This window comes from Bergeriella denitrificans NBRC 102155, from assembly GCF_001592185.1.
Classification (GTDB): Bacteria; Pseudomonadota; Gammaproteobacteria; order Burkholderiales; family Neisseriaceae; genus Neisseria; species Neisseria denitrificans.
The window spans coordinates 1-16,346 of record NZ_BCWL01000019.1 but is presented as its reverse complement, the minus strand read 5'-3'; the positions used below and the strand labels follow the sequence as shown (position 1 = coordinate 16,346).

15 protein-coding genes are annotated in these 16,346 nt (G+C 58.1%); 11 read left to right on the top strand and 4 right to left on the bottom strand.

Annotated elements, in window-relative coordinates:
- Positions 1-52: 52 nt before the first annotated feature.
- Positions 53-1,135, bottom strand: coding sequence for a tRNA (uridine(54)-C5)-methyltransferase TrmA (gene trmA, locus BDE01S_RS02580; protein WP_066076987.1), 1,083 nt, complete (start codon positions 1,133-1,135; stop codon positions 53-55).
- Between the two features lie 284 nt (positions 1,136-1,419).
- Here trmA and rsmA point away from each other — a divergent pair, with 284 nt between their 5' ends.
- The 8 genes from rsmA (at position 1,420) to purF (ending at position 8,709) form a co-directional block, all read left to right on the top strand.
- A complete protein-coding gene (gene rsmA, locus BDE01S_RS11225; RefSeq protein WP_066076984.1) occupies positions 1,420-2,199 on the top strand; it encodes a 16S rRNA (adenine(1518)-N(6)/adenine(1519)-N(6))-dimethyltransferase RsmA in 780 nt (259 codons plus the stop codon).
- A 15-nt stretch (positions 2,200-2,214) separates the two neighbouring features.
- A complete protein-coding gene (locus tag BDE01S_RS11220; RefSeq protein ID WP_066076982.1) occupies positions 2,215-2,943 on the top strand; it encodes an amino acid ABC transporter ATP-binding protein in 729 nt (242 codons plus the stop codon).
- Positions 2,944-3,011: 68 nt separating this feature from the next.
- Positions 3,012-3,371 carry a hypothetical protein gene (locus tag BDE01S_RS02565; protein ID WP_066076979.1) on the top strand — a complete coding sequence of 120 codons (360 nt, stop codon included), beginning with the start codon at positions 3,012-3,014 and terminating at the stop codon, positions 3,369-3,371.
- Between the two features lie 3 nt (positions 3,372-3,374).
- Positions 3,375-3,842 carry a protein YgfX gene (locus BDE01S_RS02560; RefSeq protein ID WP_066076976.1) on the top strand — a complete coding sequence of 156 codons (468 nt, stop codon included), beginning with the start codon at positions 3,375-3,377 and terminating at the stop codon, positions 3,840-3,842.
- A 125-nt stretch (positions 3,843-3,967) separates the two neighbouring features.
- Positions 3,968-5,245, top strand: a complete 1,278-nt coding sequence (gene folC / locus BDE01S_RS02555; protein ID WP_066076974.1) for a bifunctional tetrahydrofolate synthase/dihydrofolate synthase — start codon at positions 3,968-3,970, stop codon at positions 5,243-5,245.
- Positions 5,246-5,321: 76 nt separating this feature from the next.
- Positions 5,322-6,395: an SPOR domain-containing protein gene (locus BDE01S_RS02550; protein ID WP_066076972.1), complete on the top strand. Its 1,074-nt coding sequence runs from the start codon at positions 5,322-5,324 to the stop codon at positions 6,393-6,395.
- Between the two features lie 15 nt (positions 6,396-6,410).
- A complete protein-coding gene (locus tag BDE01S_RS02545; protein WP_066076969.1) occupies positions 6,411-6,920 on the top strand; it encodes a CvpA family protein in 510 nt (169 codons plus the stop codon).
- Positions 6,921-7,170: 250 nt separating this feature from the next.
- Positions 7,171-8,709: an amidophosphoribosyltransferase gene (gene purF / locus BDE01S_RS02540; RefSeq protein ID WP_066076966.1), complete on the top strand. Its 1,539-nt coding sequence runs from the start codon at positions 7,171-7,173 to the stop codon at positions 8,707-8,709.
- A gap of 81 nt (positions 8,710-8,790) precedes the next feature.
- Here purF and BDE01S_RS02535 read toward each other — a convergent pair whose 3' ends face one another.
- Positions 8,791-9,612, bottom strand: a complete 822-nt coding sequence (locus BDE01S_RS02535; RefSeq protein WP_066076963.1) for an alpha/beta hydrolase — start codon at positions 9,610-9,612, stop codon at positions 8,791-8,793.
- Between the two features lie 107 nt (positions 9,613-9,719).
- Between BDE01S_RS02535 and BDE01S_RS02530 the strand changes: the two genes are divergently transcribed.
- Both BDE01S_RS02530 and BDE01S_RS02525 read left to right on the top strand, forming a co-directional pair.
- A complete protein-coding gene (locus BDE01S_RS02530) occupies positions 9,720-10,517 on the top strand; it encodes a Cof-type HAD-IIB family hydrolase (protein WP_066076959.1) in 798 nt (265 codons plus the stop codon).
- 149 nt (positions 10,518-10,666) lie between these two features.
- Positions 10,667-12,829: a DNA internalization-related competence protein ComEC/Rec2 gene (locus BDE01S_RS02525; protein WP_082790398.1), complete on the top strand. Its 2,163-nt coding sequence runs from the start codon at positions 10,667-10,669 to the stop codon at positions 12,827-12,829.
- Positions 12,830-13,166: 337 nt separating this feature from the next.
- Here BDE01S_RS02525 and BDE01S_RS02520 read toward each other — a convergent pair whose 3' ends face one another.
- Both BDE01S_RS02520 and BDE01S_RS02515 read right to left on the bottom strand, forming a co-directional pair.
- Positions 13,167-14,978 carry a SurA N-terminal domain-containing protein gene (locus tag BDE01S_RS02520; RefSeq protein ID WP_066076958.1) on the bottom strand — a complete coding sequence of 604 codons (1,812 nt, stop codon included), beginning with the start codon at positions 14,976-14,978 and terminating at the stop codon, positions 13,167-13,169.
- Positions 14,979-15,096: 118 nt separating this feature from the next.
- Positions 15,097-15,444 (bottom strand): ArsC family reductase, encoded by a 348-nt coding sequence (locus tag BDE01S_RS02515; RefSeq protein WP_066076954.1) that lies wholly within the window; start codon positions 15,442-15,444, stop codon positions 15,097-15,099.
- A gap of 106 nt (positions 15,445-15,550) precedes the next feature.
- Between BDE01S_RS02515 and BDE01S_RS02510 the strand changes: the two genes are divergently transcribed.
- Complete coding sequence (locus tag BDE01S_RS02510; RefSeq protein ID WP_066076951.1) at positions 15,551-16,201, top strand: SEN1982 family lipoprotein; 651 nt, start codon at positions 15,551-15,553, stop codon at positions 16,199-16,201.
- The last annotated feature ends 145 nt before the right edge of the window (positions 16,202-16,346 follow it).

Here is a 16,346-nt window from a genome sequence, read left to right as displayed (position 1 = left end):
TCGGCTAAAATGAGAATGAAGCAAGGCTGTATCATTCTCCTTCAAATAACCATTATTTGCGCGTCAGCAACACGCCACTCTCGATATGGTGGGTAAACGGAAATTGGTCGAAGAGCGCAAAACGCGCCACCCGATGCGTGGCCGAAAGCGTTTCCAAATTCGCCCGCAACGTTTCCGGATTGCAGGAAACGTACAAGACATAATCAAACTGCGCCACCAGCTTCAGCGTTTCCGTATCCACGCCCGCACGCGGCGGATCGACGAAAATCGTCGAAAAGCGGTAATCCGCCAGCGCGATGCCCTGCTCTTCCAAGCGGCGGAAGGCGCGGTTTTGCGTATAAGCCTCGGTAAATTCCTCTGCCGATAAGCGCGCGATTTTGACGTTCCGGCTGTTATTGGCCTCAATATTCCACAGCGCCGCCGCCACTGAAGTTTTCGATACTTCCGTAGCCAGCACTTTATCGAAACAGCGTGCCAGCGGCAAAGTGAAATTACCGTTGCCGCAATACAGCTCCAGCATATCGCCGCCCAAGCCCTCAGCCGCATCACATGCCCATGCCAGCATTTTTTCGCACACATAGGCATTCGGCTGCGTAAATCCGCCTTCGATTTGGCGGTAGCGGAACGGTGCGCCGCCCACATGCAGCGTTTCCGTCACAAAATCCTGCGCCAATACCACTTTCTGCCCGCGGCTGCGGCCGATAATGAAAATGCCCAGCTCCGCCTGCAAAGCACGCGCCGCCGCTTCCCATTCGGCATCCAGCTTTTTATGGTAAATCATCGTCACCAGCATCTCGCCGCTGAGCGTGGACAAAAATTCCACCGCATACCAGCGGTTTTTCAGCACGCTGTTTCTGCCCGCCGCTTCAATCAGGCGCGGCATCAGCGCGTTGACCAACGTATGCGCCGCCGCAAATTGGTCGCAGCGCACCAAAGTTGCGCCGCTGGCCTTCTGCCCGCGCTCGAACATGGCATAAAAAATCTCATCGCCCTCATGCCATACGCGAAACTCCGCGCGCATACGGTAATGCGATTCGGGCGATTCAAACACTTCCAGCTCCGGCATGTCCATGCCTTGAAACAGATGGTGCAGATAATGGATTTTGTCGTTTAATTGCTGTCGGTAGGCAGTCATGGCACATCTCGGAAACAAATCAGGCGTGATTATATAGTGAACCAAAATAAAAAAGCCAACGCTTGTACAAAACCCGCTTTTTTGATTAGGATACCCCCTATTTCCATGTTGCCCGTAAAGCGCGGTCTGCCTTATCAGCCGACACCATGCCCGTAAAACAAACCGCAATATGCGTCAGCCGTCTGAAAATATCGGCAAAACGCAGGTTTTTCAGACGGCCTTTGTCATTCCCGCAAGGTTTTCAGTTACAATACGCCCTGCAACCATTTATCCGAAGAAGCCGCATGAGAGAACACAAAGCCCGTAAGCGTTTCGGGCAGAATTTTTTACAGGACACGCGCATCATCGGCGATATTGTCCACGCCGTGCGCCCGCAGCCCGAAGATACCGTTATCGAAATCGGCCCGGGTCTGGCGGCGATTACCGAGCCGCTGGCGAAAAAGCTCAACCGGCTGCATGTGTGCGAAATCGACCGCGATATTGTCAAGCGTTTGAAAACGCTGCCGTTTGCCGATAAATTGGTGATACACGAAGGCGACGTGCTGCAATTCGATTTCCAAAGCATTCCCGGTAAGAAAAAAATCGTCGGCAACCTGCCCTACAATATTTCCACGCCGCTTTTGTTCCGCCTGAGCGAAGTGGCAGACGATGTCGTCGATATGCATTTTATGCTGCAAAAAGAAGTAGTCGAGCGCATGGTGGCCGAGCCGAAAACCAACGATTACGGCCGCCTCGGCGTGATGCTACAATACTTTTTCGATATGGAAATGCTGATTGAAGTGCCGCCCGAATCGTTCGACCCCGCGCCGAAAGTCGATTCCGCCGTGGTCCGCATGATTCCGGTGAAACACCGCATCGGCGAAGCTGCAGATTTTGAGCATTTTGCCAAACTGGTCAAAGCCGCCTTCCACCAGCGCCGCAAAACCATACGCAATAATCTGAAAGACATCGCCGGCGACGACGATTTACAGGCCGTCGGCATCAACCCGCAAGACCGCGCCGAGCATATCGCGCCGGATTTATATGTCAAACTGAGCAATTACCTGGTGCAAAAGGCCGTCTGAAAACAGTGATTGATTATGATTAAATTCAAAAACGTACATAAACATTTCAAAGACCTGCACGTCATCAACGGCGTGAATCTGGAAATCAAAAAAGGCGAAGTGGTGGTGGTATGCGGCCCGTCGGGCAGCGGCAAATCCACGCTGATCCGCACGGTCAACCAGCTCGAAACCATCGAAAGCGGCGAAATCTGGGTGGACGGCATCAATGTGGCCGACCCGAAAACCGATTTGAACCGGGTGCGCGAAGAAGTCGGCTTTGTCTTCCAAAGCTTCAATCTCTACCCGCACCTGACTGTATTGGAAAACATCATCCTCTCGCCGATGAAAGTAAAAAAGCAAAGCCGCGAGCAGGCCGAAGCCAAAGCGATGGAATTATTGGAGCGCGTCGGCCTGGCACACAAAAAAGACGCGCTGCCGAGCCAGCTTTCCGGCGGCCAACAGCAGCGCGTCGCCATCGCACGCGGTCTGGCCATGGAGCCGCGCGTGATGCTGTTTGACGAGCCGACTTCCGCGCTCGACCCGGAAATGGTCGGAGAAGTATTGAAAGTGATGAAAGACTTGGCCGAAAGCGGCATGACCATGATGTGCGTGACCCACGAAATGGGCTTTGCCCGCGAAGTGGCCGACCGCGTGATTTTCGTCGATCACGGCCAGATTATCGAAGAAGCCGCGCCGGAAGCCTTTTTCACCAATCCGAAACACGAGCGCGCCAAGCAGTTTCTGCAGCAAGTGATGACGCACTAACCGCTTAGCCTATGTAGGCCGTCTGAAAACACACGCTTTTTCAGACGGCATGCCCCAAAAGGAACACCATGTATTTCGTTGACCGTACCGCCGTGGTATTGAAACCCACCGCCCGCTTTTTGGCCTGGCTGAAAAGCGCCGATGAGAATATGCCCGATTTGACTGTGGAGCAATTACGCACCAACTGCTCCGTGTTTCTCGTGCCCGAATTCGACGAGCCGGAAGCCGTCGTGTCTTATTTCGATGAACGCTACCAACAGATTTTCGAAGCCGAGCTGGCAGGCTGGGACATTGACCGCGCCAAATGGCCGCAAGACATGAGCCTGAAAGCGTTTTGGGAATTTTTCGACATCGAAATCCACGATATGGTGCTGGATATGGAAGATGCCGATTTAAACGTATCGCCCGTGTTCGACAATATGATGTAAACCATGCCCGCGCCCGCTTTTCATACGGCCTTACGCCCCTCGCGCACGATGAAATCGGCCGCGTTGGCGCTGCATCTTGCCGCCGCTGCCATCTGCTTGGTGTATTTTTACGGCTGGATGATGTGGGCGGGCTTAGCGGGCTTGGCATTCAGCCTGATACACGCTTGGCGCGTCATTCATCTGCAATACCCAAACGCGATACGGAAAATCGTGATTAACCCGCAGCAGCGCGCCGCCGTGTTTATCGGGCAACCGCCGGCCGCATTTGAAGCCGTATTGCTCGGCTCCACAGTCATCAGCCGCCACGCCCTGTTTCTACATTGGGACACCGGCAGCCGCAAAATTCGGCAGGCCGTGTTGCCCGATATGACCGACCGTGACAGCTACCGCCGCCTGCGCGTGTGGGCGCGGTGGTGTCAAGGCAAAGACAATGAAACGCCGAAGCCGTCTGAAAAAGACCCTGTTGTGTAAATGAACGCAAGCTGCGGTTTAATGATGCGCCCATGCCGCCATATACTAAGTAAGCGTTCGGCACACAAAGCGCGGCCATGCCGTTTTGCCCACTCTACGAAACAGCCCCCCGTCTGCAAACGATTATGAAAACACTCCAAGACTGGCTCTCCCATTTAGAAACCGCCCACAGCGCCGGCCCGATCGATATGGGCTTGGCGCGCGTCGGCGAAGTCAAAGCGCGTATGGGGCTGCAGCCGCAATGCCCCGTGATTGTGGTGGCCGGCACCAACGGCAAAGGCTCGGTCTGCGCCTACCTGTCGCGCATCTACGCCCAGGCCGGTTTCAAAGTCGGCACGCTGACCAGCCCGCATCTGCTGCGCTTCAACGAGCGCATCGCCATCAATACGCAGCCGGTGTCCGATGAGATGATTGTCGGCGCATTCGAGCGCATCGAAGCCGCACGCGGCGACATCTCGCTGACTTATTTTGAATTCAACACCCTGGCCGCCGTGGATATTTTCATGCGCGAACAGGTCGATGTGATGGTCTTGGAAGTCGGCCTCGGCGGGCGGCTGGATGCCGTCAACATCTTCGATGCCGATTGCGCCGTCGTCACCAGCATCGACTTGGACCACGAAGCCTTTTTGGGCGATACCGTCGAAAAAATCGCCTTTGAAAAAGCCGGCGTTTTCCGCAGCGGCAAACCCGCCGTCTGCGGCCAAAACCCGCCGCCGCAATCGCTGCAGCAGCACGCCGAAGCCATCGGCGCCGATTTGCTGCTGATTAAGCGCGATTTCGATTACGCCCCGCTGGAAAACGTACAGTGGCGCTACCGCTACCACCCGCAACATTCAGACGGCATCACGCGCAACCGCAACGCCCTGCCCGTGCCTGCCCTGCGCGGTGCTTACCAAATGGGCAACGCCGCCTGCGCGCTCACGGTCTTGGAAACCCTGCACGACCGGCTGCCCGTCGATCTCGGCGCGGTCAAACGCGGCTTGGTGATGGTGGAAAACCCCGGCCGCTTCCAAGTATTGCCCGGCCGGCCGCTGACCGTACTCGACGTCGGCCACAACCCCCACGCCGCCCGCGCCCTGCGCCGCAGCCTGATTAATCTCGCGTTCGCACAAAACCGTACCGCCGTCTTCAGCATGCTGGCCGACAAAGACATCGACGGCGTGTTGGACACCGTCAAAGATCAGTTCGACGAATGGTTTACCGCCCCGCTCGACGTACCGCGCGGCATGAGCGCCGACGCCCTGCAGCAGAAACTGGCCGCACACGGCATCGACAATGTCCGCAGCTTCGGGAATATCGGCGAAGCCTACCGTGCGGCTTTGGCGAAAGCGGGCGAAAATGATAGAATTGTCGTATTCGGCTCGTTCCACACGGTTGCCGAAGCCATGTCGGTATTGCCATAGCAGCAGCGGCACATTCCTGCCGGAGGGGCAGCCGCCCGCCGGTGTCGAATTTCACAGATACGCATAGGAATCCCATATGTCCGATCATAAACAAACAGAAGTGCTGACCGGCTACGAACAGCTCAAACGCCGCAACCGCCGCCGCTTGGTCACGGCTTCCGGTTTGGTCTTGGTATCCGGCATCATGCTGGCCGTTTCGCTCGGCTCCTGCAGCAGCAATGAAAAAACCGCGCCGGCCGCCGCCGAGCAGGAAGCCGCACCCGCACCGGCCGCTGCTTCCGCCGCGTCTGCCGAGAGTGTGGAAATCACCCCGACTGCCGCCACACCCGAAGAAACCGCCCAAGCCACCGACAACGGCGAGCCGGCCGAGCTGAAAGAATCCGTCGAAGTATTGAAGCCGCAAACCATACAGGCGGGCGAAGAAGCCGAGCCGCTGGTGCTGATTAACAATACGCTGGTGGACAGCGACATCAAAGGCTTGGAAGAATCCGAGCGTCTCCTGCAGGCCGAAGCCGCCAAGCGTGCCGCCGAAGAAAAGCGTGCCGAAGAGCGCCGCGCCCGTCAGGCCGAGCAGCGTAAGCAGGCTGCCGCCAAAGCCGCTGCCGAACGCGAAGCCGCCGCGAAAAAACGTGCGGCCGCTGCCAAAGCGGAAAAAGCCGCTGCCGACAAGGCCGCAGCCAGCAAGCAGGCTGCCGATAAAGCCGCCGAGCAGCGCAAACAGGCTGCAGCCGCCAAAGCCGCCGCCGAGCGCAAAGCCAAGCAGCAGGCCGAAGCCAAAAAAGAAGCCGCCAAGCCTAAGGCCGACAGCAAAACCGCAGCCGCCGCCAAGAACACCGCCGCCGCTGCCAAAAAGCCGTCTGAAAAAGCCGCAGCAGACAGCAAAGCCGCTGCCAAAAACACCGGTAAAGCCGCCGCTTCGGGCGGACAACGCGCCGCCATCCAGGCCGGTTATGCCGAAAAAGAACGCGCCCAAAGCCTCCAGCGCAAAATGAAAGCCGCCGGTATCAACTCTAAAATCATCGAGATTAATACCGACAAAGGCAAGGTTTACCGCGTGAAATCCGAAGCCTATAAGAGCCGCGAAGCCGCCGGCCGCGATTTGGAAAAACTGCGCGTACACGGCATTGCCGGCGCGGTGGTGAACGAATAAGGCAGCGGCAGAGCGATGGGCAGTATTTTCGGCGGCATTCCGATTGCCGACATTCTGGCTTTTGCCGTTGTGGCCGCCTGCGCCTTTATGTCCATGATGCGCGGCGTGGTGGCCGAAGTCGGCTCGCTGGTGGCCTGGGTGGCCGCCTTTGCCGCCGCCAGATGGTTTGCCGTACCCTTTTCCGAGCTGGCCTTTCCATCGATGGAGCCGCGTGCGCTGGGTGTGGCGCTGTCTTTCGTGATGGTGTTTTTCGCCGCCTGGTTTGCCCAGCGTTTCCTGCGCTCGCTGCTCACGGCCGCCATCTCCGCCCTGGGATTGGGCGGCGCCAACCGCCTGCTCGGCGGCGTGTTCGGCACGGCCAAAGGCATTCTGCTGGTCACGCTGGTGGTGATGGTCTGCTCGTTTACCGAGCTGCCCGCAAGCGAAGCATGGCAGCGCTCTTACAGCATTCCCTATTTCGAAGCCCTGTCGCAAGCCGTGATGCCCTATCTGCCTTACGGCGGCGCAACGGCAGGCTTCCCCTGATATAGCCGGAGCCATTCCGTTCTGCTACGGCGTTGGCCGCCTTGTCGTAGAACGGAATTGCCCCGGCTATACCGCCGTTTTCAGACGGCCTGAGGTGATACAACAGGCCGTCTGAAAACGGCTTACTGTCTGATTTCGGCAGCCGGAAGCATCCGGTTGGTTTTGAAATCCGCCTTAAATGCCCCGCTCCGCTCCGTTTCGCGGCGGCAGGCTCTGCGGCGGGTTTCCCTTAATTTTGGAGAAAACACCCATGTGTGGCGTATTAGGTTTGGTCAGTCATGAGCCGGTAAACCAATTATTGTACGACGGCCTGCAGATGCTGCAGCACCGCGGCCAGGATGCCGCCGGTATCGCAACGGCAGAAGGCAGCATGTTTCATCTGCACAAAGCCAAAGGCATGGTACGCGAAGCCTTCCGTACCCGCGATATGCGCGATTTGGTCGGCAACGCCGGCATCGCCCACGTCCGCTACCCCACCGCGGGCAACGCGGGCAGCAGCGCCGAAGCCCAGCCTTTCTACGTCAACTCCCCTTTCGGCATCGTATTGGCGCACAACGGCAACCTGACCAATACCACCGAACTTTACGAAAACGTGTGCAACCGCCACCTGCGCCACATCAATACCAGCTCCGACTCCGAAGTGTTGCTGAACGTGTTTGCCCACGAGCTGCGCTACGAAGTTTCCGGCAATGCCGAAAAACGCCTGACCGTTGACAATATATTCAACGCCGTGCGCCAGCTCAACAGCCGCGTGCGCGGCGCTTACGGCGTGGTCGCCATGATTGCCGGCTACGGCATGCTGGCCTTCCGCGACCCCTTCGGCATCCGCCCGCTGGTATTGGGCTCGCAAACCGATGCCCAAGGCCGCAAATCCTATGCCGTTTCTTCCGAATCCGTGGCCTTCAACGCGCTGGAATTTGATTTGGAACGCGACATCGAGCCGGGCGAAGCCGTCTTCATCACCTTCGACGGCCAGTTTTATTCCCGCCGCTGCAGCGACGACACCACCCTCAGCCCCTGCCTGTTTGAATACGTTTACTTCGCCCGCCCCGACTCGGTGATTGACGGCGTATCCGTTTATCAGGCACGTTTGGACATGGGCGTGTCGCTGGCCAACAAAATCAAGCGCGAGCTGCCGCTGGACGACATCGACGTGGTGATGCCGATTCCCGATACCAGCCGCCCCAGCGCGATGGAACTGGCGATGCACTTAAACAAACCCTACCGCGAGGGCTTGATTAAAAACCGCTACATCGGCCGCACCTTCATCATGCCCGGCCAATCCACGCGCCGCAAATCCGTGCGCCAGAAACTCAGCCCGATGGAAACCGAATTCAAAGGCAAAAGCGTGCTGCTGGTGGACGACTCCATCGTGCGCGGCACCACCAGCCGCGAAATCGTCGAAATGGTACGCGCCGCCGGCGCGCGCAAAGTCTATCTGGCATCCGCCGCGCCCGAAGTACGCTTCCCCAATGTGTACGGCATCGATATGCCGACCCGCGAAGAGCTGATTGCCAACGGCCGCACCGCAGCCGACATCGCCCGCGAAATCGGCTGCGACGGCATCGTATTCCAAGATTTGAACGATTTGGAAGCCGCCGTCAAAGCCCTCAACCCCGCCATCGCCTCGTTTGATTCCTCCTGCTTCAACGGCATCTACCAAACCGGCGACATCGACGAAGCCTACCTGCAACGCCTGTCTGCCGAAAAAGCAGGCTGCGGCGGCCTGAAAATCCATCCGAGCCGCATGGAACACAATATCAGCATCAGCCTCGGCGACGACGAATAAGCCGTCAGCCGCAGCCGCAAAAAAGCCGTCTGAAAAATGCAGATTTTCAGACGGCTTTTTTTACGGTAAACACACCCAGCATTACCTCCGCAACGCAAAACGCAGAAAATCCGCAAAATGGTGTGCCCAATGGTATTCATGGTGGATTTCCCGCGCCATAATCCGCAGGCGGATATGGTCGAGCGGGTGTCCCGTGCGGATTAAGGCCTGATAATAATGCAGCGTGCAGTCGATATAGGCTTGGTTCATATCGCTGATAAAATGCGAATCCACTTCATCGCCCTCATTCGTGCCCACTTGGATAAACACGCGGCTGTTTCTGTCGAGCGGATGGTGGTGGATAAAGGCATTGAAATCCTGCTCGTTAAACCAGGAAGCCAGCGAAAACACGCCCAGATGCCCGAAAAGATGCGGGTAGGCCGCGCCGATATAGGCGGTGATGATGCCGCCCATGGAGCTGCCCGCCATCAGGGTGGTTTCGCGCTGCGGCAGGGTGCGGTAGCAGCGGTCGATAAAAGGCTTCACCGTTTCCGCCACCCATTTGCCGTACATCATGCCCATGCCGCCCGCGTTGGCGGTTTCCGGTGTCGAGCCGGTATTGGTGCGCCAGGGGCCGTATTCGTCCAAACGCTGCGCGCCCGCATTGTCGATGCCCACGATAATCAGCTTGGGAATATCCTGATGGTTTTTCAGCGTCGGAATGATTTTCCAGGAGTGGCCGGAGTAGGATTCTTTGCTGTAAAACACGTTTTGTCCGTCATGCATATACAATACGGGATAACGCTCGCCCGCCCCGCCGTCGTAGCCTTGCGGCAGTAAAACGCGGATGCGGCGGGCATGGTTGAAATACGGTACATGGAGAAAATGCTCCTCCATTCTCAAGTAATCGGGCTGAAACAGCATAAAGCGGCCTCTAAAATCAAACGAGCGCCGATTTTAGCAGATTTCCGCCCGTCAGGCCGAGCGTGTTATACAATAGGCCGTCTGAATGTTCCGCACGAAAGCGCACCATGTTTACGCCCAAAATTATTTTCTTCGACATCGACGACACACTCTACCGCAAAGAAAGCGATACCGTTCGCCCCAGCGTGGCCCGCGCTTTTGCGGCCTTGAAAGCGCGCGGCATCCTCACCGCCATCGCCACCGGCCGACCGCCTGCCGCCATTCCGCAAAAAATCAAAGATTTGGCGCAGGAAGCCGGCATCGATATGCTGGTAACCGTCAACGGCCGCTATGTCGAATTTCGCGGCGAACCGCTGCACGCCGAGCCGATGAACGAAGCCGCCATCGCCGCCGTATGCGCCCGCTTCGACCAAAAAGGGCTGCCCTATGCTTTTGTCAACAACCGCACCATTGCCGTTTCCGAGCCGGTGCCCGTGGTTGAAGCCGCCCTGTCGAAAATCCTGCCCGACCACCCCACCGACAAATATTATTACCGCAGCGCCCCCGTGTATCAGATGCTGGTCTTTTACAACGCCGCGCGTGATGCGGAAATCAAGCCCATCGCGGCCGAAGCGGGTCTGAAAACCGTGCGCTGGCATGAAGAGGCCGTCGATATGCTGCCCGCAGGCAGCTCCAAAGCCGGCGGGATTGCCGCCGCACTGGCAAAACTCGGCTTAACGATGCAGGATGCCATGGCCTTCGGCGACGGCCTGAACGACATCGAAATGCTGCAAAGCGTCGGCTTCGGCGTCGCCATGGGCAACGGCACGCCCGAAGCACAAGCCGCCGCCCGCTATATCTGCCCGAGCGTCGATGAAGACGGCGTCTATCGCGGCCTGCAGGCGCTGGGCGTGATTGCCGACTGATGCGCTCCGGCGCGGCAAGTGCTTGGATAAACGGCAAATATCATATTAGAATACAGCATCTTAGCATCGGTATTTAGGCCGCACACTTATCCGCCATACCCCGGTGTTAAGCAGCTCCCACCAACCACACCCCCATCAGGCAGCCGCTTATGGACAGCGCCAAACCGCCCGCCTCATCCGCCCTGCTCCGCTATCTGCTGCCCTGCTGGATAGCGGGCGTGGCTGCGTCTTTCGCGCTCCCTTTCATACCGCCGTGGCCGCTGTGGGCAGGCGCGTTTGTTCTTTCGGCAGCCGCCGCGCTGAAACGCCCGGCCTGGCTGCTGCTGCCCGTATTTCTTATCGGCGCGGGCTACGGCGTGTGGCGCACCGAGGCGGCGCTGGCCGCGCAATGGCCGCTGCAACGCGCCGCGCAAACCGCGCTGACGGTGGAAGTGGCCGACATGCCGCATTCAGACGGCAAGCGCGTGCAATTTACCGCGCGGGCGCAGGATGAGCGCGGGCAGGCGTTTACCCTGCAGCTTTCGGATTACCAACTGCGCGACTGGCCGGTCGGCAGCCGCTGGCGCATTAGTGCCAAAGTCCGCCCCATTATCGGCGAAGTCAATCTGCGCGGCTTCAACCGCGAAGCCTGGGCCTTAGCCAACGGCATAGACGGGCAGGATTTTTCAGACGGCATCGCGCTGATGCGTGCATTAAGCATAGGCGAACAATCCGCCTTACGCAGCGAATTGTGGCAGGCGTTCCGCCCCCTGGGGCTGACCCATTTGGTGAGCATCTCCGGGCTGCACGTTACCATGATTGCCCTGCTTTTCGGCTATGCCGCCCGCCGCCTGCTGTATCTGCTGCCCCGCACCCCGGCCAAGCCGCGCCTGTGGGTATTACTCACCGGCCTGAGCGGGGCTTTGGTGTATGCGGGCATGGCCGGTTTCGGCGTACCCACCCAAAGAAGCGTCTTGATGCTGGCCGCCTTTGCCTGGGCATGGTGGCGCGCACGCGGCCAAAGCCTGTGGTCGGGCTGGCTGCAGGCGCTGGCCGCCGTATTGCTGCTGGACCCCTTAGCCGTGCTCGCGCCCGGCACCTGGCTCTCTTTCGGGCTGGTGGCCGCGTTGATTTGGGGCGGCGCAGGCCGTCTGAAAAACAACGCCCGCCAAGCCACCCTGCGCGGGCAATGGGCGGCTTCCGTCTGCTCCGTGGTGTTGCTCGGCTACCTGTTTGCCGCGCTGCCGCTCATCAGCCCGCTGGCCAATGCCCTTGCCATACCCTGGTTTTCCTGGGTGCTTGCCCCGCTCGCGCTGCTGGCTTCCGCGCTGCCCGTTGCGCCGCTGCAATGGTTTGCCGCCATGCTGGGCGAATACACCCTCAGGCTGCTGCTTCTGCTGGCCGACATCGCCCCCGAATGGCCTGTTGCCGCCGCGCCGCTGCCGCTGCTGCTGGCCGCCACCGCCGCCGCCTTAATCCTGCTGACCCCGCGCGGCTTGGGGCTGCGGCCGTGGGCATGGCTGGTATTGGCCGCCTTTATCTGCTACCGCCCGGAAAAAGTCGAGCCGGGCCGTCTGAAAATCATGGTCATGGATGCCGGGCAAGGCTTATCGGTCTGGATGCAAACCGCCAACCGCAGCCTGCTTTTCGATACCGCTACCGCCGCATCCGCCGGCAGCGCCATCATTCCCAGCCTGCACGCCGCAGGCGTCAAACGCTTGGACGCGCTCGTACTCTCCCACCACGATACCGACCACGACGGCGGTTTTACCGCTGTCGCCGCAGCCAAAAAACCCGCTGCCATCTGGGCCGGTCAGCCCGAGTTTTACCCGCACGCACGCCCCTGCAGCGAGCAACGCTGGCAATGGGACGGCGTATGGTTTGAATTTCTGCGCCCGCCCGCCTATACCGCACGCGAAGACAACGACCAAAGCTGCGTACTGCGCGTAACCGCCAACGGAGAAGCCCTGCTGCTCACCGGCGACTTAGGGCAGAAAGGCGAGCGCGCGCTGCTGGATTACTACGGCAGCCGCCTGTACAGCCATATCTTGGTATTGGGGCATCACGGCAGCAACAGCGCATCATCAGGCGCATTTCTCAACACCGTCGCCCCGCTCTACGCCGTCGCCTCCAGCGGCTACGCCAACGCCTACAACCACCCCACCCCCGCCGTACGCAACCGCGTCAGCGCCCACGGCATCACCCTGCTGCGTACCGACCGATCCGGCGCCCTGCTTTTTGAACTCGGCAGCGGCAACCCCTACCAAGGGCGGTTAAAAACATACAAGCCTTACTGGCAGAAAAAGCCTTTTGATAAGGATGATGTGCCTTAGCGGCCTGTCGCAGGAAGGAAAGCCGTCTGAAAAACACGCGTTTTCAGACGGCTTTTTAGATAACCGTAGGTCGGATTCCCCCGAATCCGACGCTTGCTCGCAGAGCAAGATAAGCAGCTTATTAAACAAACAACAAGATTTTGTCCTTGCGGCCAAATGTCGGATTCAGGGGAATCCGACCTACGGCGATTTCCGCATTTGTGCTGGGCTGAAGCCCAGCCTACAGCCCCCCCCGCTTTTTCAGACGGCACCACCGTGCAATGGAAAAAGCCGTCTGAAAACCCGATATACGGTTTTCAGACGGCTTGCGTTATCAATATCTCTTTTCAGACGGCTTTTATTCGCCCGGATTGACTTTCTGCGCGCCGGTTTCCTGTGGAATTTGGCGGTACAGATATTGCATCAGGTAATCGAACGTGTTGCCGGCCTGCTGTTGCAACATAGCCTGCTTGGCGGCGGGAATCTGCTCGGTCACGTTTTCCGGCGCGCTGATTTTCTGTACTTCCAAAATCACCGGCGCGGGCAGGCCTTTGAGCAGAACGTAGGCCGGTTTGCCGTCTGCCGGGCGGGCTTTAATCAGCTCGGCGTAGGCTTCGGGCGGCATGGACTGGCGCGCCTGCTGGGCGTTCAGCTCCGATACGCCCGACCATTTCACTTCAACCTGGCGGCCGGATTTCAAATCGGCCAACACTTCATCCGCCTTATCTCCGGCCAAACGTGATGCCTCGCTGCGCAGGTAGGCCATCAAAACGCTGTCTTTCACTTCGGCAAACGGCGCAGTCTGCTCTTCGCGCACTTCTTTAGCACGCACGACCCACACGGCGTTGTCGCTCACGGAAACAGGCTCGGAGTTATGCTTTTTCTTCAGCACTTCATCGCTAAATACGGCCTCAATCAGGTTGTCGGGCATACCCGCGGCTTTGCCGTTTTCACGGGTCAGCCATTCGTCGGGCGCTTCGATTTTCAGACCCAGCGCTTTGGCGGTTTCGGCCAGGCTGTCGGGGTGGTTGAACGCGCTTTCCGCCAGTTTTTCTTTGGCGGCATTAAACTCGGCCATGGCTTTGCGCTGTTTCAGCTCGGCTTCGATATGGGCTTTTTCCTGCTCAAACACGGGCTTGTCTTGGATATTCAGCACTTGAACGATGTAAAAGCCGGTTTCGGCAGCAATCAGGCCGCTTATTTGGCCTTTAGGCAGGGAGAATACTGCGTTTTCCAATTCCGCGCCCAATGCGCCGTTTTTCGATACCCACAGCACCGATTCGGCACCGGCGTTTTGGGCATATCGACGCGCTTCGGCAGCAAATCCAGCCGGTTTGGCTTTGACTTTAGCCAAAACTTTTTCCGCTTCGGCTTTTACGGCGGCGCGGGCGGCTTCGTCTTGCGGCGCGGGGAAGAAGATATGGGCGATTTCGCGGCGCGGGCCGGCTTGGGCGGCCTGCTCGTCAAATGCTTTGCGGACTTCCTCTTCGCTGACGCTCTGCTTTTGCGCCAAATCCTGCAAAGTCAGTGCCACATATTCAATTTTCGCGGCCTGCGGCACGACGTAATCTTTTTTATTGGCTTCGTAATAACGCTGCAGGGCGGCATCATCGGTTTTCACTTTGCCGGCAAAAGATTCCAAGTCAAAAGTAACCGAGCGGATGGTACGCACCGCCTGCGTCAGGTTAATCAGCTGGGCGGCCTGCTCGTCGCTGATTAATGTACCGTTCTGCACCAGGTTCAGCAGGTTTTGCAGGGCAAACTGCGAGCGGATTTCTTCGACAAACTGGTCTTCGCTCATGTGGCGCTGCGACAGATACTGGCTGAGCAGCTCCTGGCTGAATTTGCCGGTGGAGTCGTGGAAATTCGGGTCATCCACAATAATTTGTTTAATCTGCTCTTGCGATACCGCAATCCCCATCAGCTTCGCGCCCTGGGTCAGATAAGCGCGCTGCACCAGCGATTGGAACACGGCATCGCGGTTTTCGCCCTGCATATTCTGCGTGGCCGCATTCAGCGACTGCTCGCTGACTTTCTCATCACCAATCTGCACGATGTAATCGGAGCCGGGCGCCGCCGCCGTACTCACGCCGAAGCCGACGAAAGTCAGCGCAATCAGGCCCAGCATGATTTGCGCCGGCCCTTTATATTTTTCTACGGTATGGAACATATCGATTCAACAAAAAATAATGGATAAACAATACGGATAATCGTGTATTGTAACGCGTTTTCCCGCCCTATGCACCTTTCAGACGGCCTTTTCGCAGCAAAAGGCCGTCTGAAAACACTCAAGCGAATATCGCCCGATAAGCATCGGCAGAAAAGCCCGCGCTGAAGCTGCCGTCCTTATCCAACACCGGGCGCTTGATGATGCTCGGCTGCGCCTGCATCAAGCGCACCGCGCCCGCTGCATCCTGCGCCTCCGCCTGCTGCGCCGCATCCAGCTTGCGCCAAGTCGTACCCCGCTTATTGAGCAGCGTTTCCAAAGGAATCTGCGTCAGCCACGCTTCCAGCCACTCCGCCTGCGGCGGCTGCTTTTTGAAATCGACAAACTCATAATCAATCTGATTTTCCGCCAACCAAGCGCGTGCTTTTTTCACCGTATCGCAATTCGGAATGCCGTAGAGCTTAATCATATTTGTCCTTTATTTACCACAAAAAACGCCATTCTAACCATTAGTCCGCCGAACTGCTACAAAATACGGTAAAATACCGTCATTATCATGCAATATCATACCAACAATGAATAAATTCCTGCTCGGCACACTCATCCTTACCCCACTCCTGGCCGCCTGCTCCGGCAGCCAACCCGACGACGAACTCTACACCAAAACCATCAACCGCTTCGCCAAAGAACAAGGCGTCTGCCTGCCGCTGGCCTTAAACGTACAGCACTCCTCCGACCGCAACGTGCTGATTCCCATCGCACTGGGCAGCAGCGAAATCAAAATCGCCGCCGAAAACCGCAAAGGCCAAACCATCAACCGCACCGCGCTGGCGCAGCTCGACATTCTGGCCGACGAAGGTCTCTACAAAAAAACCAAAGAAAACAAACCCATCAAACAAGACAGCGACGAAACCATCCCCATCGTCATTTACACCCTGACCGAAGAAGGCCAGCAGCGCAGCCACGTCCGCAAAGACGAATCCCCACTCTTCTGCGTCGGCCGCATGGAAGTTACCAAAATCCATGCTTCCGCCCTCTCGCAGCAAACCGGCCGCCACCTGACCGCACGCGTGGACTACGAAAGCAAATTCATCGGCGAAACCTGGCTGCCCGAGCTGCTGGAAGCCGGCGGCCTGCAAAAACTGCCGCTGACACCGCCCGGCATACAAACCGCGATTTTGGTTGAAACAGACGACGGCTGGAAAGACGTGCGCGAAACCCGCTGATGCGGCCTGGACAGATAAAACCTGCTGCCGTACCAGCTGCAAAAGGCCGGATGCTTTGCATCTGGCTTTGCTGTTTTCAGACGGCCTGAATGCCGGAAAACAGTATAGTCGTTTCACCTTAGTTTGATACGGCGTTGCAGCGCCC

Bases quoted from the DNA above. Each gene is read 5' to 3' on its own strand.
- trmA (WP_066076987.1), bottom strand. From the start codon at position 1,135: ATGACTGCCTACCGACAGCAATTAAACGACAAAATCCATTATCTGCAC.
- rsmA (WP_066076984.1), top strand. From the start codon at position 1,420: ATGAGAGAACACAAAGCCCGTAAGCGTTTCGGGCAGAATTTTTTACAG.
- BDE01S_RS11220 (WP_066076982.1), top strand. From the start codon at position 2,215: ATGATTAAATTCAAAAACGTACATAAACATTTCAAAGACCTGCACGTC.
- BDE01S_RS02565 (WP_066076979.1), top strand. From the start codon at position 3,012: ATGTATTTCGTTGACCGTACCGCCGTGGTATTGAAACCCACCGCCCGC.
- BDE01S_RS02560 (WP_066076976.1), top strand. From the start codon at position 3,375: ATGCCCGCGCCCGCTTTTCATACGGCCTTACGCCCCTCGCGCACGATG.
- folC (WP_066076974.1), top strand. From the start codon at position 3,968: ATGAAAACACTCCAAGACTGGCTCTCCCATTTAGAAACCGCCCACAGC.
- BDE01S_RS02550 (WP_066076972.1), top strand. From the start codon at position 5,322: ATGTCCGATCATAAACAAACAGAAGTGCTGACCGGCTACGAACAGCTC.
- BDE01S_RS02545 (WP_066076969.1), top strand. From the start codon at position 6,411: ATGGGCAGTATTTTCGGCGGCATTCCGATTGCCGACATTCTGGCTTTT.
- purF (WP_066076966.1), top strand. From the start codon at position 7,171: ATGTGTGGCGTATTAGGTTTGGTCAGTCATGAGCCGGTAAACCAATTA.
- BDE01S_RS02535 (WP_066076963.1), bottom strand. From the start codon at position 9,612: ATGCTGTTTCAGCCCGATTACTTGAGAATGGAGGAGCATTTTCTCCAT.
- BDE01S_RS02530 (WP_066076959.1), top strand. From the start codon at position 9,720: ATGTTTACGCCCAAAATTATTTTCTTCGACATCGACGACACACTCTAC.
- BDE01S_RS02525 (WP_082790398.1), top strand. From the start codon at position 10,667: ATGGACAGCGCCAAACCGCCCGCCTCATCCGCCCTGCTCCGCTATCTG.
- BDE01S_RS02520 (WP_066076958.1), bottom strand. From the start codon at position 14,978: ATGTTCCATACCGTAGAAAAATATAAAGGGCCGGCGCAAATCATGCTG.
- BDE01S_RS02515 (WP_066076954.1), bottom strand. From the start codon at position 15,444: ATGATTAAGCTCTACGGCATTCCGAATTGCGATACGGTGAAAAAAGCA.
- BDE01S_RS02510 (WP_066076951.1), top strand. From the start codon at position 15,551: ATGAATAAATTCCTGCTCGGCACACTCATCCTTACCCCACTCCTGGCC.